This is a genomic window from Micromonospora sp. CA-244673 (assembly GCF_050948395.1).
Classification (GTDB): domain Bacteria; phylum Actinomycetota; class Actinomycetes; order Mycobacteriales; family Micromonosporaceae; genus Micromonospora.
In genome coordinates this window covers 5,481,114-5,504,026 of the sequence record NZ_CP192019.1, presented here as the reverse complement: position 1 = coordinate 5,504,026, position 22,913 = coordinate 5,481,114, and the positions used below count along the sequence as shown (strand labels likewise).

19 protein-coding genes are annotated in these 22,913 nt (G+C 75.8%); 10 read left to right on the top strand and 9 right to left on the bottom strand.

Translation table 11 applies throughout. The annotated features are described in order from the left end of the window. On the bottom strand, positions 1-2,169 hold the full coding sequence (locus ACQP12_RS25075) for a protein kinase domain-containing protein (RefSeq protein ID WP_433282479.1): 2,169 nt from the start codon (positions 2,167-2,169) through the stop codon (positions 1-3). Between the two features lie 124 nt (positions 2,170-2,293). Here ACQP12_RS25075 and ACQP12_RS25070 point away from each other — a divergent pair, with 124 nt between their 5' ends. Next, positions 2,294-2,494 carry a hypothetical protein gene (locus tag ACQP12_RS25070; protein WP_433282477.1) on the top strand — a complete coding sequence of 67 codons (201 nt, stop codon included), beginning with the start codon at positions 2,294-2,296 and terminating at the stop codon, positions 2,492-2,494. Then, complete coding sequence (locus tag ACQP12_RS25065; RefSeq protein ID WP_357939715.1) at positions 2,491-3,288, top strand: site-2 protease family protein; 798 nt, start codon at positions 2,491-2,493, stop codon at positions 3,286-3,288. Before ACQP12_RS25070 ends, ACQP12_RS25065 begins: the two co-directional genes overlap by 4 nt. A gap of 105 nt (positions 3,289-3,393) precedes the next feature. On the opposite strand, the gene ACQP12_RS25060 is transcribed toward ACQP12_RS25065, so the two are convergent. Together ACQP12_RS25060 and ACQP12_RS25055 are read right to left on the bottom strand one after the other, a co-directional pair. After that, entirely contained in the window at positions 3,394-4,392 is a 999-nt protein-coding gene (locus ACQP12_RS25060) for an aldo/keto reductase family protein (protein ID WP_433282475.1), read from the bottom strand. Between the two features lie 78 nt (positions 4,393-4,470). Continuing rightward, positions 4,471-6,270, bottom strand: a complete 1,800-nt coding sequence (locus ACQP12_RS25055; RefSeq protein ID WP_433282473.1) for a WG repeat-containing protein — start codon at positions 6,268-6,270, stop codon at positions 4,471-4,473. Positions 6,271-10,544: 4,274 nt separating this feature from the next. Here ACQP12_RS25055 and ACQP12_RS25050 point away from each other — a divergent pair. Genes ACQP12_RS25050 through ACQP12_RS25040 form a run of 3 tightly spaced genes read left to right on the top strand, consistent with a single transcriptional unit; the run spans position 10,545 to position 13,163 of the window. Next, positions 10,545-11,396 carry an ABC transporter permease gene (locus tag ACQP12_RS25050; protein WP_433282471.1) on the top strand — a complete coding sequence of 284 codons (852 nt, stop codon included), beginning with the start codon at positions 10,545-10,547 and terminating at the stop codon, positions 11,394-11,396. Next, a complete protein-coding gene (locus ACQP12_RS25045; protein WP_433282469.1) occupies positions 11,389-12,198 on the top strand; it encodes an ABC transporter permease in 810 nt (269 codons plus the stop codon). Before ACQP12_RS25050 ends, ACQP12_RS25045 begins: the two co-directional genes overlap by 8 nt. Next, entirely contained in the window at positions 12,195-13,163 is a 969-nt protein-coding gene (locus tag ACQP12_RS25040) for an ABC transporter ATP-binding protein (RefSeq protein ID WP_433282467.1), read from the top strand. Before ACQP12_RS25045 ends, ACQP12_RS25040 begins: the two co-directional genes overlap by 4 nt. A gap of 10 nt (positions 13,164-13,173) precedes the next feature. Here ACQP12_RS25040 and ACQP12_RS25035 read toward each other — a convergent pair whose 3' ends face one another. Next, positions 13,174-13,734 (bottom strand): helix-turn-helix domain-containing protein, encoded by a 561-nt coding sequence (locus ACQP12_RS25035; RefSeq protein WP_433282465.1) that lies wholly within the window; start codon positions 13,732-13,734, stop codon positions 13,174-13,176. A 68-nt stretch (positions 13,735-13,802) separates the two neighbouring features. Between ACQP12_RS25035 and ACQP12_RS25030 the strand changes: the two genes are divergently transcribed. Further along, positions 13,803-14,582, top strand: coding sequence for an AzlC family ABC transporter permease (locus tag ACQP12_RS25030; RefSeq protein WP_433282463.1), 780 nt, complete (start codon positions 13,803-13,805; stop codon positions 14,580-14,582). Continuing rightward, a complete protein-coding gene (locus ACQP12_RS25025) occupies positions 14,576-14,884 on the top strand; it encodes an AzlD domain-containing protein (RefSeq protein ID WP_433282461.1) in 309 nt (102 codons plus the stop codon). Before ACQP12_RS25030 ends, ACQP12_RS25025 begins: the two co-directional genes overlap by 7 nt. A gap of 58 nt (positions 14,885-14,942) precedes the next feature. On the opposite strand, the gene ACQP12_RS25020 is transcribed toward ACQP12_RS25025, so the two are convergent. The 3 genes from ACQP12_RS25020 to nadA form a co-directional block, all read right to left on the bottom strand. After that, complete coding sequence (locus ACQP12_RS25020) at positions 14,943-15,581, bottom strand: DUF3043 domain-containing protein (protein WP_433282459.1); 639 nt, start codon at positions 15,579-15,581, stop codon at positions 14,943-14,945. A 90-nt stretch (positions 15,582-15,671) separates the two neighbouring features. After that, a complete protein-coding gene (gene murA / locus ACQP12_RS25015; protein WP_433289437.1) occupies positions 15,672-17,027 on the bottom strand; it encodes a UDP-N-acetylglucosamine 1-carboxyvinyltransferase in 1,356 nt (451 codons plus the stop codon). Positions 17,028-17,241: 214 nt separating this feature from the next. After that, on the bottom strand, positions 17,242-18,417 hold the full coding sequence (gene nadA / locus ACQP12_RS25010) for a quinolinate synthase NadA (RefSeq protein ID WP_433282457.1): 1,176 nt from the start codon (positions 18,415-18,417) through the stop codon (positions 17,242-17,244). 43 nt (positions 18,418-18,460) lie between these two features. On the opposite strand from nadA, the gene ACQP12_RS25005 reads away from it, so the two are divergent. The 3 genes from ACQP12_RS25005 (at position 18,461) to ACQP12_RS24995 (ending at position 21,330) form a co-directional block, all read left to right on the top strand. Continuing rightward, complete coding sequence (locus ACQP12_RS25005) at positions 18,461-19,621, top strand: glycerate kinase family protein (protein ID WP_433282455.1); 1,161 nt, start codon at positions 18,461-18,463, stop codon at positions 19,619-19,621. Between the two features lie 166 nt (positions 19,622-19,787). Then, on the top strand, positions 19,788-20,156 hold the full coding sequence (gene erpA / locus ACQP12_RS25000) for an iron-sulfur cluster insertion protein ErpA (RefSeq protein ID WP_107079767.1): 369 nt from the start codon (positions 19,788-19,790) through the stop codon (positions 20,154-20,156). Positions 20,157-20,355: 199 nt separating this feature from the next. Further along, on the top strand, positions 20,356-21,330 hold the full coding sequence (locus tag ACQP12_RS24995) for a carbohydrate kinase family protein (RefSeq protein WP_357939738.1): 975 nt from the start codon (positions 20,356-20,358) through the stop codon (positions 21,328-21,330). Positions 21,331-21,373: 43 nt separating this feature from the next. On the opposite strand, the gene ACQP12_RS24990 is transcribed toward ACQP12_RS24995, so the two are convergent. Both ACQP12_RS24990 and ACQP12_RS24985 read right to left on the bottom strand, forming a co-directional pair. Beyond that, entirely contained in the window at positions 21,374-21,601 is a 228-nt protein-coding gene (locus ACQP12_RS24990) for a sulfurtransferase TusA family protein (protein ID WP_357939740.1), read from the bottom strand. Next, the gene (locus ACQP12_RS24985; protein WP_357939742.1) at positions 21,598-22,749 is read right to left on the bottom strand and encodes a cysteine desulfurase family protein; all 1,152 of its coding nucleotides are present in this window, start codon (positions 22,747-22,749) and stop codon (positions 21,598-21,600) included. Before ACQP12_RS24985 ends, ACQP12_RS24990 begins: the two co-directional genes overlap by 4 nt. Between the last annotated feature and the right edge of the window lie 164 nt (positions 22,750-22,913).

Below are 22,913 nucleotides of genomic sequence, written 5' to 3'. Positions count from 1 at the left end.
TCAGTCGCAGTGCTCGAACGGGCTGGCGTAGCTGGCCCCGCCCGCCGACCCGCCCCACTTCACGCAGACCCCGGCGGCGGTGGCCCGCACCGGCCCGGCGTAGTACTGGTAGGCCCCGCTCTCGGTGTGCCGCGCCTTGCCCTTCACCTCCAGGTACGCGGTCACCGTGGTGGCCCGCCCGACATCGGTGTCCTTGAGGGTGACCACGCAGTTGGCGCTGCTCGCGGTGCTGTAGAGCAGGTAGACGCGCCCCTTGCGCACCCCGCCGGCGGTCAGGGTCGCCGAGTCGATCACCTGGTAGCCGCTGCCGCACGCCTGCGCCGCCGTGTACGGGTTGGGCTTCTGCGGGGCGGCCGTGCTCCCGGTCGGCCCGGGCGCGCCGGTGGTCGGCGCCGGGTCACCGGCCGACGGGCTGCCGCCGCCCGCCGCCGGGCGGCTCGGCGTGGCCGACGGCGACCGGCTCGGCCGCCCGGTACGGCTCGGCGTCGGCTCCGCACCGGCGCTGGCGCCGGCCTCGGCCGACGCCTCCGACTGCCCGGGGTCGGCGACCGCGGACTCCCCGGTCAGCGCGGCCGGGCGCTGCCCCGGGTCCGTGTCGTCGGGGTAGCGCAGCACCGCCACGACCACGGCGGTCACCACGGCGACCAGCACCACGCCGGCCGCACCGGCCAGCGCCAGTGCCCGGCCGCGGCCCCGGCGCTCCGCCGGCTCCTCCAGCGTCGGCGGCACGCCCGAACCGGCGTGCCGGTCCCGCAGCGACCCGTGGCCGGGCTGCCCGCCCGGGTGCGCCACACCGACCGACCACACCGGCCCCGGCGCGGAACCCTGCCCGGGAGCCCCGGGGGTGGGCCCGGGAGCGCCGAGGCCCGGACCGGGGGCGCCGGGGACGGGCCCGGGGGCGCCGGGGACGGGGCCGGGGGCGCCGGGAACGGGACCAGGGGTGCCTGGGACGGGCCTGGAAGCGCCGAAGCCGGGACCGGGAGCGGCGGAGGCGTGCCCAGGAGCCGGAAACGGACCGGGCGGCGTGGTGGGCGCGGCCGGGAGAGGGCCGGCGGGGGACAGCGGCGCGGCCGCGACTGGGCCGGCGGGGGATAGCGGCGCGGCCGGGAACGCCGCGGGCGACTGACCGGCCGGCGGCTGGGCGGCCGGCGGCTGGCTGGCAGGGGACTGGCCGGCGAGCGGCTGGCCGGCGGGCGAGTGACCGGCCGGCGGCTGGCCGGCGGAGGGCGTGGCCCCGGGCGGGCCCGGGGTGGGCGCGGGCGCCGGCAGGACGGCCGCGCCCGGCACGGCGGGACCCGCGACCGCCCACGGCGGGCGGGGCGGGGCGGGAAGCCGGGCCAGGGTGGCGTCCCGGGCGTCCTGGGCGGCCTCGGCCAGGGCGAGCGCGCTCGGGAACCGGTCGGCCGGACGCTTCGCCAGCGCGCGGCCGACCACCTCGACCACCGCGGGCGGCGTGCCCACCAGCGGCGGTGGCTCGTCCTGGACGTGCCGCATGGCCACCTGGAGCGGGTTGTCGCCCTCGAAGGGCGGCCGCCCGGCCAGGCAGTAGTAGGCGACGGCGCCGAGCGCGTAGACGTCGGTCACCGGCGACACCGGCTGGCCGGCGGCCTGCTCCGGCGACATGTACGAGGCGGTGCCCAGCACCATGTGCGCGGCGGTGATGCCCGCCATGGTGGTGGCGCGGGCGATCCCGAAGTCGACCAGCACCACGGTGCCGTCCCGCTTGACCAGCAGGTTCCCGGGCTTCACGTCCCGGTGGACGATCCCGGCGAGGTGGGCGGCGTGCAGCGCGTGCGCGGCCTGCCCCACCACGGACATGGTGGACGCCGGGTCGAGCCGGCCGGCGCGCCGGATCCAGGTGACCAGCGGCTCGCCGTCGACGTACTCCATCACGAGGTAGCTGACCTGGCTGCCGTCGGCGAGGGTCGCCGAGCCGAAGTCGTGGACCTGCACGATGCCGGGGTGCCGCAGCGCGGCCAGCATCCGGGCCTCGGCGTGGAAGCGGGTGGTGAACTCGGGATCGGCGACCAGCGAAGGCAGCAGCACCTTCACCGCGACCTCGCGGCCCAGCAGGGTGTCGGTGCACTTCCAGACGGCCCCCATGCCGCCCGTCGCGATGCGTTCGCCCAGCCGATAGCGATCGCTGAGCACCACTCCTTGAGTCAGCACCGAGCCACCGTACCGGTCGGGGCGTTGGGCATGATCCATGTGGCGGCCGGGCCGTCCCGCGTCCGGCCGACTAGGCTTGCGGGGGTTTCCGTCCCAGGGCGACGGCGGCGAGGGGAGACGCGGCATGGCGTGGAGCTGGCGGTACGAGGGCACGAACGGGACTTCGGCCGACGGGCCGGGTGAGTCGTTCCCCAGCCAGGCGGACGCCGAGTCGTGGATCGGCCAGGCCTGGCGGGAGCTCGCGGCGTCCGGCGTCACCTCCGTCGCGCTCCTGGAGGACGACCGGGTGGAATACCGGATGAGCCTGCTGCCCCCGGCCGAATGACCGGCTACGACCGCCCGCGCGACCCGCTGGTGCTCGGGGTGCCCCGGGCGGCGTTCCGGCCCAGCGCGATCTTCCTCGCCCTGGTCGCGATCTTCGTGGCCAGCGGGGTGATGACCTGGAACGGGTTCGGCAGCGTCCGGTTCGACGTCTTCCTCTTCGTGGTCTCCGGCTGGCTGATCTCGCTCTGCCTGCACGAGTACGCGCACGCCGTGGTCGCGTACCGGGCCGGGGACCGGGACATCGCGCACCGCGGCTACCTGACGTTGAACCCGCTGAAGTACACGCACCCACTGCTGTCCATCGTGCTTCCGGTGGTCGTGGTGCTGCTCGGCGGCATCGGCCTGCCCGGCGGCGCGGTGTGGGTCGACCGGCACGCCATCCCGGGCCGGCTGCGGCACACCCTGGTCAGCCTGGCCGGGCCGGCCACCAACGTGCTGTTCACCCTGGTGCTGGTGCTGGCCGTGCGGGTCGGCAGCGAGATCGGCGGCCCGCTGGAATTCTGGGCCGGCGTGGGGCTGCTCGCGTTCCTCCAGCTCACCGCCAGCGTGCTCAACCTGCTGCCGGTGCCGGGCCTGGACGGCGGCAACATGATCGAGCCGTGGCTGTCCCCGCAGTACCGGCGGATGTACGGCCTGTTCGCCCCGTACGGCTTCATCCTGCTGTTCGCGCTGCTGTGGAGCCCGCGGATCAACGGGTGGTTCTTCAGCGCCGTCTTCTCCGTCGGCGACCTGCTCGGCCTGCCGCCCCAGCTCTACGGCCTCGGGTGGCACCTCATCCGGTTCTGGGAGGGCTGACCCTCCGCCGCCGGGAGCCGCCGCGCAGCGGCGGGGTGCTCCCGGCCGTGCGTACCTCCGCGGGGTCCCGGGCCGGCGCGGAGGCCGCGCCGGCCCGGGAGAGCGTCACGGACGCTGCGCCGGGCTCTCGGTCTTCGCCGGGTCCCGCTCGGTGACCGGCTCGACGATCTCGTCGATCGCCTTGAGCAGGTCGGCGTCGAGCTTCACGCCCGCCGCCTTCACGTTGTCGTGCACCTGCTCCGGCCGGGACGCGCCGACGATCGCCGAGGCCACGTTCGGGTTCTGGAGCACCCAGGCGACGGCGAGCTGCGGCATGGTCAGCCCGGCCTGCTCGGCCAGGGGCTTGAGCCGCTGCACCCGGGTGAGCACGTCGTCGGTCATGAACCGGGCGATGAACCCGGCGCCCGACTTCTCGTCGGTGGCGCGGGAACCGGCCGGCGGCGGCTGGCCCGGCAGGTACTTGCCGGAGAGCACGCCCTGGGCCATCGGCGACCAGACGATCTGGCCGACGCCCAGTTCCTCGCTGGTGGGGATGACCTCGGCCTCGATGACCCGCCACAGCATCGAGTACTGCGGCTGGTTGGAGACCAGCGGGACGCGCAGCTCGCGGGCGAGCCCGTGCGCCTCCCGGATCTGGGACGCCTTCCACTCGGAGACGCCGATGTAGTGCGCCTTGCCGGAGTGCACGATGTCGGCGAACGCCTCCATCGTCTCCTCCAGCGGGGTGCTGTAGTCGTAGCGGTGGGCCTGGTAGAGGTCGACGTAGTCGGTCTGCAGGCGGCGCAGCGAGCCGTTGATCGACTCCATGATGTGCTTGCGGGACAGGCCCCGGTCGTTGCGGCCCGGCCCGGTCGGCCAGAACACCTTGGTGAAGATCTCCAGCCCCTCGCGCCGCTCGCCCTTGAGCGCGCGGCCGAGCACCTCCTCGGCCTTCGTGCCGGCGTAGACGTCGGCGGTGTCGAAGGTGGTGATGCCGGTGTCCAGGGCGGCCCGCACGCAGGCGGTCGCCGCCTCCTCCTCGACCTGCGACCCGTGGGTGATCCAGTTGCCGTACGAGATCTCGCTGACCAGTAGGCCCGAGCGGCCTAGGTGTCGGAATTCCATGCCCCGACCCTAGACCTGCCCGATCATGGTCGGCGTGCGGCGCGACGGGGGTGTGACGCTCAGCCGGGCGGCAGTGTCTCAGAGCACCGGGCTGGTGTCGGCGAGCAGCCGTTCGATCTCCGCGACCACGGCGGCCCGGCCCGGGTGCACCAGGTCGATCAGCAGATCACCCCGCCGGTCCAGCGCACCCCACCGACCCGACTCGTCGCCCACCAGGAACGCCACCGGGTGCACCACCAGCGACGGGTACGCCGGCGACACCAGCACCCGCCCAGTCCGGTCCACCACACCCCGGCGACCGGCCAGCTCCACCACGGCCAGCCCGTCCTCGGTGAAGCCGTCCACGTGCCGGCCGTCGGCCAGCGCCGTGGTGAGACCGTGGTACCGGGTCGGCACCACCACCTGGCCGGTCCGGTCCACCGCGCCCCAGCCGCCGTTCTGCCGCACCGCCGCCAGGCCGCCCCGGAACGGCCGGACGTCCTCGTAGCCCGGCGGGATCTTCACGATGTTGGTCCGGTCCACCGCCATCCACCGGCCCTTGCCGTCCATCGACACCCAGGCCAGCCCCTCCGAGAACGAGCCCACCGCCCGGTAGCCGTTGTTCGCCTCGATCAGCGCCGCGCCGGCCGTGTCGATCAGCGCCCAGCGGGACGCCTCCGGGCGGCGTACCCACGCCAGGCCCTCGCGGAACGGCTGCACCTCGGCGTACCGGTGGCCGATCACCAGCTCACCCTCGGCGTCCGCGTACCCCCAGAGCTCCTGCTCCTCGTCGAAGGTGGGCACCGGGTGCCGCTCGCTGCCCAGCAGCGTCTCCCGGCTGCGCGGCTTCGGCCCGAAGCCGCCGGTCGCGGCCCGCTCGGCGACCGCGTCCAGCGCCAGCGTGGTCCGCGCGTTCAGCTCACCGTCGTCACCCTGGCGCAGGTCCAGCGCCCGCTCGAAGTGCAGGCACGCCTCGGTCAGCCGGCCCTGGTCGTAGCAGGAGCGACCGGCGTGCTCGTGCAGCACCGCGCGTAGCCGGTCCGGCAGCTCGGGCGAGTTGGCCTCCGCGAAGAGCCGGTCCGCCTCCGCGTGCTCGCCCCGCCAGCGCAACGCCTCGGCCAGCCGGGCGCGGGCCAGCGCGGTCCGCCGCAACTCACCGGTGGCCTCCGCGTACGTGAGGGCGAGTCGCGCGTCGGCCACGGCGTCGTCCAGCTCGCCGAGGATCCGGGACGCCACCGACCGCAGGCTGAGCAGCCGGGCGCGGCTGCGGTTGTCCAGCGCGCTGCCGAGCTTGGTGGTGAGGCCGTCCCGGATCTCCCGCAGCGCCGCCGGGTCGGGGGCCTCCTCGCGGAGGGTCTCCGGGTGCAGCCGCCAGCGGACGGCGGACAGCGCCTGCTCCGGGTCGGCCGGGCGGGCCTCCCGCCGTTCGATGTCGGCGGCCGCCTCCTCGTCGGGCGCCTCCTGGTCGGGCTCTTCCTCGGCGGGCCCTTCCTCGGCGGTCGAGCCGGCGGTCGGGGCGAGTGGAGCATCCTCGGCCGGGACGGGATCGGGGGACGCCCCGGCGGGGGTGGCCTGCGCCGGTACCTGCGCCTCCGGCGCGCCCGGGACGGGACCTGGCCGGTCGGTGGTGGGGCTCGGCTCCTGCGGTGTCGCGGCGGCCTCCCGCGGCGCGCCTGCCGGTGCGGCGGCGTCCTCCTCCGCCGGTTCCGCCTGTGCCGGCACCTCGGCCTGCTCCGGTGCGCGCGGCGCGGGTGTCCCCTGTGCCGGCACCTCGGTCTGCTCCGGTGCGCGCGGCGCGGGTGCCGCCTGTGCCGGCGCCCCGGTCTGCTCCGGAGTCCGCGGTGACGGAGCCGGGGTGACGCTGGAGGGCGTGGCCTCCTGGATGGTCTCCGCCGGCATGGCGGCCTCGATCGGCGGACGCGGTGCGGGGGCCGCCGGCGTGCCTTCGCTGGCCGTCCGTGCCGGTGTTTCGGCGCCGGTGGGCTGCCCGGACGGTACTGCCGGGGCGGACGGGCCGGCGGAGGGCGCGGCGTCGTGTGGCGTGGGCGTTGCCGAGACGGGTGCGGCGGTGGGTGGCGTGGGCGTTGCCGGGGCCGTGTCGGGGTTCGCCGCAGGCGTTGCCGAGACGGGCCTGGCCGGGGCCGGTGTGGGTCCGGCGGCGAGCCGTGCGTCGGCGCCGGACTGCTCGGCAACCGGTGGCGTCCACGGCGCCGGAGCGGGTCGGTCCGGGGCGGTGGCTGTGGACGGTGCTGCGGTGGTGGTGGACCCGGGCGCGCCGGGCCGAGGCCCGGCGGACGCCGGTTCCGGCTGCGCCGGGACGTCGGTCACCGGCTCGGGCGGGCCGGAGACGGGCTGGGCGTCGGATGTACGGCCGGCGGTGCCCGAGCCGGCCGGGGCGGGGGCGGGTTCCGTCGACCGCTCGACCGCCGGATCCGAATCGGCCCGGACGTCGAGAGCGGGGGCCGACCGCTCGCTAGGGGGTACGGCTGCCTCCGGTCGGAGCGCCACCCGAGCCTCGGGCGCGGCGCTGGCTGGCTGCCGACCCGCCGGATCGGCGGCGCGGCTGTGGTCGACGGGGGGACCGGCCGGTGGCGCGCTGACCGGCCCTACGACCGGCGGATCGACCGGACCGGCCGCGGGGGACGACGCCGGCGCATCCGTGTGGGCGGGATCGGACGCCCCCGCCGGAGCGGCCGGCGACCCCGGCTCGCTCCCCCGGAACCAGGCCTCCGCGTCGCCGTCCGCCGGTTCGGCCGGCCGCGTCGCCGCGCGATCGGCGACCTCGCTGAATTCAGCGTTCCCGTCGGCGGCGACCGGCGTGGACGCCGGGTCACCCGCGTGCGGCGAACCCGGGCCGGTCGGCATCGTCTCGGCGCGCTCGTCCGTCGGCCAGCCGGCCCGAGCGGGCGTGGTCGGACCGGCGGTGCTGCCCGGCCGGGTGCCCTCAGCGGGCAGGGTCGGGCTGACGGCCGTGCCCTCGGCGGGCACGGTCGGGCTGACGGGGTGCTCCGGCCGGCCGACTCCCGGCCCGGGGTAGGCGGGTGGGGCGGGCCGGGCCGCGGTGGCCGCTGCCGGCGCGCCGAGAGGCCGAGCCTGCGGTGGGGTGGCGGTCCCGGCGCCGTCCGCGGCCGGCTGCTTCGTGGGATAGCTGGGTGGGGCCGACACCGGCCGGTCGAACCGATCGCCCGGTCGCTCGCCCGGGCCGGTGGGCCGGCCCGAGCCGGGCGCGCCGGAGGTGGGCGCACCTGAGGTGGGCGCGCCGGACGTGGAAGCCCCTGAGGTGGGCGCGCCGGACGGCGAAGCCCCTGAGGCCGGTGCCCCGGAAACGGGTGGGCCCGACACGGGCGGCCCGGACACCGGCCGTCCAGACCCGGGCGCCCCGAAGGCCGGCGGCGCGGAGACGGGTACTCCCGGCGCGGGCATGCCGGAGACCGGTGCGCCGGCAACCGGTGTGCCCGAGACCGGCGTGGCCGGAAGGGGTGCGTCCGAGACCGGCGTGGCCGGCAGGGGTGTCTGAGAGACCGGCATGGCCGGCAGCGGCGCGTCCGAGATCGGCGTGGCGGGCAGCGGTGCGCCGGAGATCGGCGTGGCGGGTAGCGGCGCGTCCGAGATCGGCGTGGCGGGCAGCGGTGCGCCCGAGATCGGCGTGGCCGGCAGCGGTGCGCCCGAAATGGGCTCCGCCCGGCGTGGATCCGGTCGGGTCGCCGGCTCCACCGGCGGGCGCCGGACGTCGTCCGGCCGGGTCGGTGGGGCCGGCATGGCCGGCTGGCGCCGCTCGTCCGGCCGCGCCGGTGGCAGGGGCCGCTCGCGGGCATCGTCGGGGCGCGGCGGAGGCGGCGCCATCGGCCGGTCCGTCCGCTCCCCGGGGCGGGCCGGGGCGGCCGGCATGGCCGCCTCGCGTGGCTGGTCCGGTCGGGCACCGGGCTGGGGCTGCGGCCTGATCTCGTCGGGGCGCACCGGCCGGTCCCGCAGGTCCTCGGGACGGGCACGCGCGGCCGGCTCGACCGGCGGTCGCCAACCGTCGCCTGGGCGGGCCGGCCCGGGCTCGCCCGGCCGCCCCTGCCACCCGTCCGGCCGCGGCCGGAACTCCGGCCGGGGTCCGACCGAGTCAGGTCGGGGTCCGACCGAGTCAGGTCGGGGTCCGACCGAGTCAGGTCGGGGTCCGACCGAGTCAGGCCGGGGTCCGACCGAGTCAGGTCGAGGTCCGGCCGAGTCAGGTCGAGGTCCGGCCGAGTCCGGTCGAGGCCCGACCGCATCTGGCCGAGGACCGGTGGATTCCGCTCGCGGCCCGACCGACTCGGGCCGGGGCCCGACGGACTCGGGGCGGCGCGGACCCGTGAATTCCGGCCGGGGACGGACCGGCTCGGGCCGGCCGTCCACCGGTTCCGGGCGACGACGGGCCGGCTCCGGCCGGGGGCCGACGCCGTCGGGCAGCGGGCTGCCCGACTCGGGGCGGCGACCGTCGTAGCGGGCCGCCTCGTCCAGCGGGCGGCCGGGGCGGCTGTCCGGGCCGGGCCGGTCGACCGTCGGGCGGTGCCGCTCGTCGGGCCGGTACGCGGCCGGCTCGGTGCGCGGTCGCCGCTCGACGACCGGCCACTCCCCGTGGTGCGGGCGGGCGCGGTCGCCCGGAGGGCGCTGACCCTCCCGGCGCTCCTCCGGCCGGAATGCGGCGGGACGCGACTCGCCGTACCGGCCCGGCTCGGCGCGGTACGGGTCCGCCGGCCGGCGCCCGGCCTCGGGCGTCTCCCGGTACGTCTCAGCCCGCGCGGCCGCCTCCCGGCGCGGCGGTCCGTCATGACCCCGGTCCGGCTCCCGCCGCGGCGGTCCGTCGTAGCCCCGACCCGGCTCGCCACGCGACGGCCCGTCGAGGCGAGGACCGCCCGGCTGGCGGAAGTCCGGGCTCCGGTCCGGGCGGGCCGCACCGGCGTCGCGGCGGCCGGCGAATCCCTCGTCCCCCCGACCGCGCATGTCCTGGTCGCGCCGCTCCGGACGCCCGGGGTCGGCCTCCCGCCGGCCCGCCCGCCCGTCGAGCGCCGGATCCCGCCGCCCGTCGAGCGCCGGATCCCAGCGGCCGTCGAAGGCCGGATTCCGCCGGCCGTCCAAGGCCGCCTCACGGCGGTCGTCGTACCCCGCCTCACGGCGGTCGTCATACCCCGCCTCACGGCGGTCGTCATACCCCGCCTCACGGCGGTCGTCGAATCCCGGCTCGCGTCGGCCCTCGAACGCCCGGTCCCGCCGGCCGTCGAACGCCGGTTCGCGCCGGTCCACCGGGCCGGCCGCCGGTGCGCGACGCTGCTCCGGTCGGCCCGATCGCGGCGGCGCGTGGTGCGGGTGCTCCTCCGGCTCCGGCATCCAACCGGGCTCCGCGGCGGGGGAGACCGGCCGGTGCGGCGCCGTCCCGCGCGCCGACTCGGGCCGCACCCACCGCTGGTCGAACCGGTCGCCCGGCACGCCGAGCCGGGGACCGTCCTCCGGCCGCCGCCCGTCCCCGCCCGGCCGCCCGCCGCGCCGACCGTCGAGGTCGTCCGGTCCGGCCGGGCTGACGGGGTACGTGCCGCGTCGCCGGTCGAGGTCGTCCGGTCCGGCCGGGCTGACGGGGTACGTGCCGCGGCAGCGGTCGAGGTCGTCGGGTCCGGCGGGGCTGACGGGGTACGTGCCGCGTCGCCGGTCGAGGTCGTCGGGTCCGGCGGGGCTGACGGGGTACGTGCCGCGTCGGCGGTCGAGGTCGTCCGGTCCGGCGGGGCTGACCGGGTACACGCCGCGTCGGCGGTCGTCGTCGGGTCCCGCCGGGCTGACCGGGTACGCGTCCTCGCCCCCGGGTGCCGGGCTGACCGGGTGCACCTCGGCCCGGCCGACCGCCGAGGCCCGGCCACGCGGCGCGGGCGGGGTCAGGTATTCCAGCCCGATGTCGCCCGGGTAGCGCTGCCCGGGGAACTGCGGACGCCACTCGTGGGTGGGTTCGGCCGCCCAGGAGGGCTCGGCCAGCTCGCGCCAGCGGTCCCAGCCGCTCATCGGGGGACCCTGTCGCCGCCCGCGCGGCGCGGCCCCGGGGCCGGCTCGCGTCGCTCGCTCACGGCGATGTCACCTCGTTGGAAATTGTCGCGCTGGGCGCCCTTCGTGCCGGTAGAGTCGCCCGGTCCAGCACGTCGTGGCTGCGGAAGGAGGGTAGCGGCGTGGGCTCTGTCACCGCCACTGTGGCACCGCCCACGGATCCAAACGTTACCCGATGGTTTCGGACATTCGGCGCGATAGCCGCCGCCGGTTTCCGGCGTCACGCCACCTACCGGCAGGCTGCCGTGGCGGGGGTCGTGACCAACACGGTCTTCGGCTTCCTGCGCTGCTACATCTTCCTCGCGGTGGCCGGCGCGGCCGGCACGGTGGCCGGCTACGACCGCGCCCGGCTCGGCACCTTCGTCTGGGCCGGGCAGGGCCTGCTCGCGGTGATCGCGATCTGGGGCTGGACCGAGCTGGCCGACCGGATCCGGACCGGGGAGATCGCCGCCGACCTGCTCCGCCCGGTGCACCCGGTGACCAGCTACCTCGCCACCGACCTGGGCCGGGCCGGGTACGCCACGCTGGCCCGGCTGCTGCCGCCGGTGGTGATCGGCCCGTTCTTCTTCGAGGTCTACCTGCCCCGGCACTGGGCGACCCTGCCGCTGTTCGGGCTCTCCGTGCTGCTCGCCGTGGTGGCCTGCTTCGCCTGCCGCTACCTGGTCAACGCCACCGCGTACTGGTTGCAGGACGTCCGCGGGCCGCTGATCCTCTGGACGCTGGGCTCCGGCGTGCTCGCCGGCCTCTACTTCCCGCTCGGCTTCCTCCCGGGCTGGCTGGAGGCCACGCTCCGGTACGCCACCCCGTTCCCCAGCCTGTTGCAGATCCCGCTGGACGTGCTGGTCGAGCGGGAGCCGATGCCGACCGAGCTCGGCCTGGTCGGGCTCCAGCTCGGCTGGGCGGTGCTGCTGCTGGCGCTCTGCCGGCTGGCGCAGCGCCGGGCCGAGCACCGGCTGGTGGTCCAGGGTGGCTGAGCCGGGGAGGCTGCGGGCGTACCGGGCGCTGCTCGGGGCGCAGGCCCGGTCGCAGGCGGCGTACCGGACCTCGTTCGTGGTGGACCTGGTCGGCAACATGGGCGCCACCGTGTTCGACGTGATGACCGTGCTGGTGCTCTTCGGGGTCACCCGGGAGCTGGGCGGGTTCACGCTCCGGGAGACGCTGGTGGTCGTCGGCCTGTCGTCGTGCGCGTTCGCCACCGCCGACCTGCTGGTCGGCAACATCGAGCGGCTGCCCCGGTACGTCCGCACCGGGCTCTTCGACGCGGTGCTGGTCCGGCCGCTGGCCGCGCTGCCCCAGCTGCTGCTCATGGACCTGCCGCTGCGCAAGGTCTCCCGGGCGGTCTTCGGGCTGGCCGTGCTGGTGTTCGCGCTCGCCTCGGCCGGCATCGAGTGGACGCCGGGCCGGGTGGCGCTGGCCCTGGTCGCCCCGCCGGCCTCGGTGGTCTTCTTCGCCGCGGTCTTGGTCACCACCGCCACGGTGTCGTTCTACTGGATCGACTCGGGGGAGCTGGCCAACTCGGTCACCTACGGCGGGCGCGACTTCACCTCGTACCCGGTCACCGTCTACGGCGGCTGGTTCCGCGCGCTCTTCGCGTACGGGCTGGGTTTCGCCTTCGTCAGCTACCACCCGGCGCTGGCGCTGCTGGGCCGGGCCGACCCGTTGGGCCTGCCACCCTGGGTGGGCTGGGCCTCGCCCGGCGTCGCGCTTGTCGCCGCGGCGGTCGCCGCCGTGGCGTGGCGCGTCGGGATCCGTCACTACCGGAGTACGGGGTCATGAACGTCATCGAGATGGACGGGCTGCGCAAGGAGTTCACCGTCCGGGTGAAGGCCGGGCGGCTGCGCCGGGAGAAGCGGACGGTCGCCGCGGTCGACGGGGTGGACCTGCGGGTGGAGCGGGGCGAGATGCTCGGCTACATCGGCCCGAACGGCGCCGGCAAGTCCACGACGCTGAAGATGCTCACCGGGGTGCTGACGCCCTCGGCGGGGCGGGCCCAGGTCTGCGGGCTGCGGCCGGTGGCCGACCGGACCCGGCTGGCGCTGCGCATCGGTGTGGTCTTCGGGCAGCGTTCGCAGCTCTGGTGGGATCTGCCGCTGCGGGACTCGTTCGCGCTGCTGCGGCACGTCTACCGGGTGGCGCCCGGCGAGCACGCGGCCCGGCTGGCCCGCTGCCGGAGCCTGCTCGACCTGGACGAGTTCCTGGACACCCCGGTCCGGCAGCTCTCCCTGGGCCAGCGGATGCGCGGCGAGTTGACCGCCGCCCTGCTGCACGGCCCCGAGGTGCTCTTCCTGGACGAGCCGACCATCGGGCTGGACGTGGTGAGCAAGCAGGCGGTCCGCGGCTTCCTGGCGGAGCTGGGCCGGGCCGGCGACACCACGCTGGTGCTCACCACCCACGACCTGGCCGACATCGAGCGGCTCTGCCGGCGCCTGGTGGTGATCGACCACGGGCGGGTGGTGCACGACGGGTCGATCGCCGCCCTGCACAGCCGGTACGGCTCCCGCCGGATGGTGGTCGCCGAGCTGGACGCCGCGCTGCCCGCGCCGCCGGTGCTGCCGGGTGCGCCGGTGCAGCGGGTGGAGGCGGACGGGCGCCGGCTGGTCTTCGCGTTGGAGTCGGCCAGCGTCGCCGAGGTGGTGGCCGGGCTGGCCGGCCTCGCCACGCTGCGGGACATCTCGATCGTGGAGCCGGACATCGAGGAGGTCGTGGCGCGGCTCTACCGCGCGCCGGCCGAGGTGGGCTGAGCGCCCGCGCTCACGGGTGTTCCATGACGAGCACGGCGAAGGTGCCGGGGGTCAGTGCCTCGTACCGGTGCGGGGTGTCGCCGGGGAAGGTGGCGTAGTCGCCCGGACCCAGCTCGACCAGGTCGGTCTCGGGGCCGACGCGCATCCGCCCGGCGGCGACCACGACGTGCTCGACGCTGCGCGGGGTGTGCGCCTCGGCGAGCCGTACCGCCCCGGGTTCCAGCTCCATCACGTAGACGTCCCGCCGGGTGTGCGGCGCGCCGGCGGCGAGCAGGGTGGCCGAGAAGTCGGCGTGTTCGGAGCGGATCCGGGGCCCCTCGCCGGCCCGCACCACCCGGACGGCGGCGGTGGGCGGTTCGACAAGGCGGCTGAACGGCACGCCCAGCGCCACGCCGAGGGCCCAGAGCGTCTCCACGCTGGGATTGCCGGCCCCGGACTCCAGCTGCGACAGGGTGGACTTGGCGATGCCGGCGCGGCGGGCCAGCTCGGTCAGCGACAGGCCCGCCCGGTCGCGCTCGCGGCGCAGGGCGGCCGCGATCGTGGCGAGCGGGGGAGCGGGGTCGATCGCCATGTGTTCGCTCCAACGGTCGGTTTGTTCGGTTTGACGAACGCGGGTCCTTGCGTTCAGGATAATGGACCATGCGTACGGCATATCGAACGGGCGATGCCCGGGTGCTCCGCGACGTCGCCGCCATCGGCGCGGCGATGCTCGCCGTGGGCGCTTCCTTCGGTGCCGTGGCCGTGGCCGCCGGCCTGCCCGCCTGGGCCACCCTCGCCATGTCGGTGCTGGTCTACGCCGGCGGCGCCCAGTTCATGGCCGTGGGCCTGATCGCGGCCGGCAGCCCACTCGCGGCGGTCCTCGCCGGCCTGCTCCTCAACGCCCGGCACCTGCCGTTCGGCCTGGCCCTCGGCGTCGCCCTGGGCTCCCGGCGCCGGCAGCGGTTGCTCGGCAGCCACCTGATGACCGACGAGGCGACCGCGTTCGCGCTGGCCCGGCCGGCCGGGCCGGGGCGGCGGCGGGCGTTCTGGCTCGCCGGGGTGCTGCTCTTCCTGGCCTGGAACGCCGGCACCGGCCTCGGCGTGCTGGCCGGCGGCGCGGTCGGCGATCCGGCCGCCCTGGGGCTCGACGCCGCCTTCCCGGCCGGGCTGGCCGCCCTGCTGCTGCCCAGCCTGCGCGACCGGGAGACCCGCCGGGTGGCGCTCACCGGCGCCGGGCTGGCCGTGCTGGCCACCCCGCTGCTGCCGGCCGGGCTGCCGGTGCTCCTCGCACTCGCCGCGCTGGTCCTGCCCCTGCTGGGCCGCCGCCGGTCGACCGGCGGGCCGGGCGACCCGGGTGCCGCACCGGACGACCCCGGCGGCGGATCGGCGGACGGCGACGGGGCCGGACGGGTCGTGCGGGCCGGGGAGGTCCCGTGCTGATCGCCGTGATCCTCGCCCTGGCTGCCGGCACCTACGGCTTCCGCGTCGCCGGCGTGCTGCTGCGCGACCGGCTGGACCTGCCCGAATGGTCCCGCCAGCTGCTGCCGGTGGGCGCCGCCGCGCTGCTGGCCGCGCTCGCCGCCACCGCGGCGCTGACCGAGGCCGGCGGCTTCGCCGGCTACGCCCGACCCGCGGGCGTGCTGGTCGGCCTGCTGCTCGCCTGGCGCCGGGCGCCCTTCGTGCTGATCGTGGTCGCGGCGGCGGGCACCACCGCGCTGCTGCGCCTGCTCGGAGTGGCCTGACGACGACATCGACCCCTCCCCGCCGAGGTGGGAAGGGGCCGACTCCGGGCGGGCCCGGTCAGATCTTGTCGCCGACGTTCACCCGGGGCGCCGGGGCGCGCATCTTGCGGAACGTGATCGACCGCATGATCGCGTAGAAGTAGAGCGAGCCGAGCCGCTCGGTGCTCTTGGGGTAGCGCTCGCGGACCAGCTTCTTGATCTTCCGCGCGATCAGCACCGAGTCGACCACCACACCGAGCGCCAGCGCGCCCCACAGCACGTTCGACAGCAGCCGGACGATCGGCGGCATGGCCTGGTTGGAGCCGAGCAGCACGATCAGCGCGCCGCCGAAGAACCAGGTGCCCACCGTACGCCGGGAGTCGACCACGTTGCGGGCCAGCAGCCGCTCCGGGCCCCGGTCGCGCGGGCCGCCCTCGCGCCGGAACTCGGCCGCGGACTCGGCGCGCGCCGCGCGGCGCTGCTCCCGGGCCTCCTCCTTGGTCAGCGGCTTCGCGGGCCCGGCGGGGCGCCGGCCGGCGGCCGGGCGCTTCGGGGTCTCGCGCCCCTTGGCGGGCGTGTAGCCCCGCGACTGGGCGGCGGCGGACGCCTCGTCGGTCGTCACCGGGGTGACGGACTCCTCGACGAGGTCGGTGGGCTTGCGGCGAAACAGCGACGGCACGCCGGCAAGGGTAGCCAACCAGCCGCGCCCGGTGCACATCGCGGGTGCACCGGGCCGACGGCTCCAGGTCGCGGCGTGGCGTCAGACGCGCCGAGCTGGAGTTGTCGTAGCGGTAAATCGGGTGTGACCTCAGGGACGCTCGACGTGCGCGCCCAGGTCCGCCAGCTTGGCCTCGAAGTCCTCGTAGCCCCGGTTGATCAGGTCGACGCCGTAGACCCGGGAGGTGCCCTCGGCGGCCAGGGCCGCGATCAGGTGGCTGAAACCGGCCCGCAGGTCGGGGATCACCAGGTCGGCCGCGTGCAGCTTGCTCGGGCCGGCGATCACGGCGGAGTGCTTGAAGTTGCGGCGGCCGAAGCGGCACGGGGTGCCGCCCAGGCAGTCCCGGTAGACCTGGATGTTGGCGCCCATCGAGTTCAGCGCCTCGGTGTAGCCGAGCCGCTGCTCGTAGACCGTCTCGTGGACGATCGACAGGCCACGGGCCTGGGTCAGCGCCACGACGAGGGGCTGCTGCCAGTCGGTCATGAACCCGGGGTGCACGTCGGTCTCCAGCGCCACCGCGTTCAACTCGCCGCCCGGGTGCCAGAACCGGATGCCGCCCTCCTGGCCCGGCCCGCCGCCGCGCGGCGGGCGGAGGTCGGTCACCTCGTACTCGCCGCCGACCGAGCGGAAGATGTTCAGGAAGGTCATCATGTCGGCCTGCTGGGCGCCGAGCACCTCGACGTGCCCCCGGGTGGCCAGCGCGGCCGCCGCCCAGCTCGCCGCCTCGATCCGGTCCGGGATCGGCCGGTGCGTGTAGCCGCTGAGCCGCTTCACACCCTGGATCTCGATCACCCGGTCGGTGTGCACCTTGATGATCGCGCCCATCTTCTGCAGCACGCAGATCAGGTCGATGATCTCGGGCTCCACCGCCGCGTTGCGCAGCTCGGTGACGCCCTCGGCCATCACCGCGGTGAGCAGCACCTGCTCGGTGGCGCCCACGCTCGGGTAGGGCAGGGCGAACTTGGTGCCGTGCAGCCCGTTCGGCGCCGACAGGTGCAGCCCCTCCGGGGTCTTCTCCACGGTCGCGCCGAACTCGCGCAGCGCCTGGAGGTGGAAGTCGATCGGGCGCGGGCCGATGTGGCAGCCGCCCAGGTCGGGGATGAAGGCGTGACCGAGCCGGTGCAGCAGCGGGCCGCAGAACAGGATCGGGATCCGGCTGGAACCGGCGTGCACGTTGATCTGGTCGGTGCTGGCGCTCTCGACGTTGGACGGGTCGAAGACCAGCTCACCGTCCTCCTGGCCGTCGCTGACCTTGACGCCGTGCAGGCCGAGAAGCCCGCGGACGACCTCCACGTCGCGGATCCGGGGCACGTCGAACAGCCGGCTGGGGGTGTCGCCCAGCAGGGCGGCGACCATCGCCTTGGACACGAGGTTCTTCGCGCCGCGCACGCGGATCCGCCCTTCGAGCGGAGTGCCTCCGTGTACGACCAGGACGTCGTCGGTCAACGCAACCTCCAGCGCGTTGGTGCTGCCGTGTAGATGAGTCAGGTGCACGATCTGCATCGCTACCCGAAAGGCGGCCCGGTCAAAACGGTCCGCGTGCATCGTCGCCCCGGCAGCATAGCCCTCCGTGACGAGAATGGAATCGGTCACATCACCAGCGAGGGCACGAACCGGGGATTCCGGTGCGTTTCCGTACCAGTGATGTGACCGAGGGTGATCAGGAACCCGGAAGGGCGAGCATCTGGTCCAGCGCGGCCCGGGCGTGTCCGGCGGTGTCCGGGTCGACGGTGATCTGGTTGACCACCCGGCCGGCGACCAGCTCCTCCAGTGCCCAGACCAGGTGCGGCAGGTCGATCCGGTTCATCGTCGAGCAGTAGCAGACCGCCTTGTCGAGGAACATGATCTGCTTGTCCGGGTGGGCCAGCGCCAGCCGGCGGACCAGGTTCAGCTCGGTGCCGACCGCCCACGCCGAGCCGGCCGGGGCCGCCTCGATGGTCTTGATGATGTATTCGGTCGAGCCCACCTGGTCGGCGGCGTTGACGACCTCGTGCCGGCACTCCGGGTGGACCAGCACGTTGACCCCCGGCACCCGCTCGCGCACGTCGTTGACGCTGTCGAGGGTGAAGCGGCCGTGCACCGAGCAGTGCCCCCGCCACAGGATTATCTTGGCGTCGCGCAGCTGCTCCGGGGTGAGCCCGCCGTTCGGCTTGTGCGGGTCGTAGAGCACGCAGTCGTCCAGCGAGAAGCCCATCTCCAGGACGGCGGTGTTGCGGCCCAGGTGCTGGTCGGGGAGGAAGAGGACCTTCTGCCCCTGCGCGAACGCCCAGTCCAGCGCGCGCTTCGCGTTGGACGAGGTGCAGACCACGCCGCCGTTCCGGCCGACGAAGCCCTTGATGTCCGCCGAGGAGTTCATGTAGGTCACCGGGACGGTGTCCGCCGCGACGCCCAGCTCGGTCAGCACGTCCCAGGCGGTCTCGACCTGCGACAGCACCGCCATGTCGGCCATCGAGCAGCCGGCGGCGAGGTCGGGCAGGATCACCTTCTGGCGGTCCGAGGTGAGGATGTCGGCGCTCTCCGCCATGAAGTGGACACCGCAGAAGACGATGTACTCCGCGTCGGGGCGGGCCGCCGCCTCCCGCGCCAGCTTGAACGAGTCGCCGGTCACGTCGGCGAACTGGATCACCTCGTCGCGCTGGTAGTGGTGGCCCAGCACGAAGACCTTCGTGCCGAGCGCGGCCTTCGCCGCGGCCGCCCGGGCCACCAGGTCCGGGTCGCTCGGCGCGGGCAGGTCACCCGGACACTCCACGCCACGCTCGGTGGCGGGGTCGCTGCCGCGGCCGAGGAGCAGCAGCGCAGTGGCGGTGTTGGAGGGCTCAACCCAGGTCGAAGTCACGCCCCCATGGTCCCACAGCGGGGCGGCCGTGCGGCCGCCACGGATGTGGCCTGCCACACTGCTGGGCATGCGCGTGCTGCTCTGCCCGGACAAGTTCGCCGGCACGCTGCCGGCCCCGGAGGTGGCCGCCGCGGTGGCCGAGGGCTGGCGGGAGGTCGCCCCGACCGACGAGCTGCTGATCCGGCCGCTGGCAGACGGCGGCCCGGGGTTCGTGGCCGTGCTCGGCGAGGCGCTCGGCGGCCGGCGGCTGCCGGTGCCCACCGTCGACCCGCTCGGCCGGCCCGCCACCGGTGAGATCCTGCTCACCGACGACGGCGTGGCCTACCTGGAGAGCGCGCAGGCGTGCGGGCTGCACCTGCTCTCCGCCGCCGAGCGGGACCCCAAGGCGACCACCTCCTACGGGCTCGGCCTGCTGGTCGCGGCCGCCGTGGAGGCCGGGGCGGCGACCGTGGTGATCGGCCTGGGCGGTTCGGCCACCAACGACGGCGGCGCCGGCATGCTCACCCCGCTCGGCATTACCCCGCTGGACGGGGCCGGCCGGGCCCTGCCGTACGGCGGGGCGGCCCTCGCCGCGGTGGCCGCGCTCGACGGCGCGCCCCGGCTCCGCGGCGCGGCGCTGGTCGCCGCCACCGACGTCGACAACCCGCTGCTCGGGCTGCACGGCGCCAGCAACGTGTACGGCCCGCAGAAGGGCGCCACCCGCGAGGACGTGCTGCTGCTCGACGCCGCGCTGGAGCGCTGGGCGGCGGTGCTGGAGAAGGACCTGCCGGTCTGCCCGTCCGGGCTCGGCGCGCTGCCGGGCGGCGGCGCGGCCGGCGGCCTCGGCGCGGCGGTCCTCGCGCTCGGCGGCCGGTGCGAGTCCGGCATCGGCCTGGTCACCCGGGCCATCGGCCTGGACGCCGCGCTGGACGCCGCCGACCTGGTGATCACCGGCGAGGGCTCCTTCGACCACCAGTCGCTGCGCGGCAAGGTGGTCGCCGGGGTGGCCGGGGCGGCCCGCGACCGGGGGGTGCCCTGCGTGGTGCTGGCCGGCCGGGTGAGCACCGGGCGGCGGGAGGCCGCCGCGGCCGGCGTCACCGAGGCGCACAGCCTGGTCGAGCACTTCGGCGGGGAGGAGCGCGGGGGAGTGGAGGCGGCGATGGGCCGCCCGGCGGAGGGCCTGCGCGCGCTCGGGGCCCGCCTGGCCCGCCAGTGGAGCCGCTGAGTCCGCCCTGGCCTGCGGCGCGGCTCACGCGGCGCGGCTCGTGCCACCGGAGGTGCCGCCCGCCCGGGCGGCGTACGATCGGATCTGGACCACACCGGGAATCATTGGCGGACGCGCGGCGTTGGCCAGTGCGTCCGGACCCCATACCGCGCAGGGAGACTTCCACGTGACCACGCCAGCGCAGACCGAGTCGACCGAGGCCAAGGCCCCCAGCACCGTCGTCCTCACCGACGTCGCGGCGCAGAAGGTCAAGGCCCTGATCGAGCAGGAAGGCCGTGACGACCTGCGGCTCCGGGTCGCCGTGCAGCCGGGCGGCTGCTCCGGCCTGCGGTACCAGCTGTTCTTCGACGAGCGGTCGCTCGACGGTGACGTCGTCACCGACTTCGGCGGTGTCGAGGTCGTCGTCGACCGGATGAGCGCCCCCTACCTGGCCGGCGCCACCATCGACTTCGCCGACCGGATCGACGCCCAGGGCTTCACCATCGACAACCCGAACGCCGGCAGCTCCTGCGCCTGCGGCGACTCGTTCAGCTGAGTCGACGGGGCCGACGACGCCTGCCTGACGGCGGGACCATCCCTCCTGGGGTGGTCCCGCCGTTTTGTCGTGCCGTCCGGGTGTCCGGACGGTGACGTCGGGGCGTGCGGGGGACGACCGGTTGTCGACCGACCCCGTCCGGCCGGGCGGGGCGACCGGTAGGCTGACCCGCGCCGTGCTCCCGACCACGAGGGTTGACATGAAGATCGCCGTGACCGGCTCGATCGCGACCGACCACCTGATGAGCTTCCCCGGTCGCTTCGCCGACCAGCTCATCGCCGACCAGCTGGACAAGGTCTCGCTGTCCTTCCTCGTCGACGAGCTGGTGCTCCGGCGCGGCGGCACCGCCGCCAACATCGCCTTCGGCATGGCCCAGCTCGGGCTGCGCCCGGTGCTGCTCGGCGCGGTCGGCGCGGACTTCGCCGACTACCGGTCCTGGCTGGAGCGGCACGGCGTCGACTGCGACTCGGTGCACGTCAGCGAGATCGCGCACACGGCCCGCTTCGTCTGCACCACCGACACCGACATGTGCCAGATCGCGTCGTTCTACGCGGGCGCGATGAGCGAGGCCCGCAACATCGAGCTGGCCCCGGTGGCGCAGCGGCTCGGCGGCCTCGACCTGGTGCTGGTCAGCGCCAACGACCCGGCCGCGATGATCCGGCACTCGGCGGAGTGCCGGGAGCGCGGCTACTCCTTCGTGGCCGACCCGTCGCAGCAGCTCGCCCGGATGGACGGCGCTGACGTCCTCGGCCTGGTCGACGGCGCCGACTACCTCATGACCAACGAGTACGAGAAGTCGCTGCTGCAGAGCAAGGCCGGGCTGACCGACGCCCAGCTGCTGGACCGGGTGAAGGTGCGGGTCACCACGCTGGGCAAGCAGGGCGTGGAGATCGCCGGGCGCGATCTCGGCACCATCCACGTGCCGATCGCCCGGGAGATCCAGGCGGTCGACCCGACCGGCGTCGGCGACGGCTTCCGGGCCGGCTTCTTCGCCGCGCTCAACTGGGGGGTCAGCCTGGAGCGCGCCGCCCAGGTCGGCTGCCTGCTCGCCACGCTGGTGCTGGAGAACTTCGGCGGCCAGGAGTACGAGGTCCGCCGGGACCTGTTCGTCAAGCGGCTCGCCGAGTCGTACGGCGACGCGGCCGCCGAGGACGTCCGGCCGCACCTGCAGTGACCGCCCTGCCGGGGATCCTCGCCCACCTCCGCTGAGCCGTGGGTCAGTGGCTGCGGCGCACGTCGTAGCCGGGCCCGTCCGGGTGCGCGGCCACGAACTCCTGGCCGCGCATCCGGCACCAGGCCGGGATGTCCACGGCCGCGGCGGGGTCGTCGGCGAGCACCCGGATGACCGCGCCGACCGGCAGGTCGGGCAGTCGGCGGGCGAGATTGATCACGGGCAGGGGGCAACGCTGGCCCCGGCAGTCGAGCACCTCGTCCGGCTCGCTCACAGCCCGGTCACCCCCGCCTCGGCGCGCAGGCCGGCGACGATGCCGGGCAGCTCGGCCAGGAACCGGTCGACGTCGGCCTCGGTGGTGTCCCGGTGCAGCGACACCCGGACGTTGCCGTGCGACAGCACCCCCATGGCCTCCAGCACGTGCGACGGCCGCAACGTCGAGGACGTGCACGAGGAGCCGGACGACACGGCGAAGCCCCGCCGGTCCAGCGCGTGCAGCAGAGCCTCGCCGTCCACGTACAGGCAGGAGAAGGTGACCAGGTGGGGGAGGCGGTCCACCGGGTCGCCGACCACCTCCACGTCCGGCACCTCGGCCGCCACCCGGGCGCGGATCCGGTCGACCAGCGGCCCGAGCCGGGCCGCCTCGGTCGCCGCGTCGGCCGCCGCCGCGCGCAGGCTCGCCGCCGCGGCCACCACCGCCGGCAGGTTCACCACCCCCGGAGTACGCCCCGACTCCCGCTCGTCGGCCGGGAACGGCGACTCCCAGCGGGTGCCCTTGCGCACGACGAGCAGGCCCACCCCGGGCGGCCCGCCCCACTTGTGGGCGCTGGCGCTCAGCACCGACCAGCCGGCCGGCAGCGGCGCCCGGCCGGCCAGCTGCGCCGCGTCGACGTACAGCGGCACCCCCGCCTCGGCGCAGAGCTCCGCCGCCGCGGGCACCGGCTGCACCGTGCCCACCTCGTGACTCGCCCCGATCAGGGCGGCCAGGGCCACGCCGGGGGCGGCCACCGCCGCCGCCCAGGCGTCCAGGTCCACCCGGCCGAGCCGGTCCACGGGTACGCCCACCGCGTCGCCCCCGTCCGCCACGTGCCGCTCCGCGGCGTGCAGGACCGCCGAGTGCTCGATCGCCGAGTGCACCAGGGCCGCCCCGGCCCGGCGCCGCCCCGACAGCCCACCGAGCACGGCGGCGTGCGCGGCCGCCGTACCGCTGGGGGTGAAGGAGAGTTCGTCGGCGCGGACGCCGAGGGTCTGCGCGGCGGCCTCGCGGGCGGCGTCGAGGAGCTGGCGGGCCCGGCGGGCCTGGCCGTAGAGCTTGGCGGGGTCCGCCCACCCGTCGTCGAGCGCGGCCAGCAGCGCCTGCCGCGCGACCGGGTGCAGCGGGGCGGCGGTGGCCGCGTCCAGGTAGACCGGGGATGCGCTCACGAAGGTCCACGCTATCGCCCCGGTACGCCCAAGATCCCCCCGATGGGGGCGGACAGTGACCCCAAGACGGTCAGGCCCGCCATGGTCGAGTAATCTGCGACCGTCGGTGACGCCTTTGCCGTCGGTGTCGAGCGAAACAATCACCGCGGCGCGCTAGGGAGGCA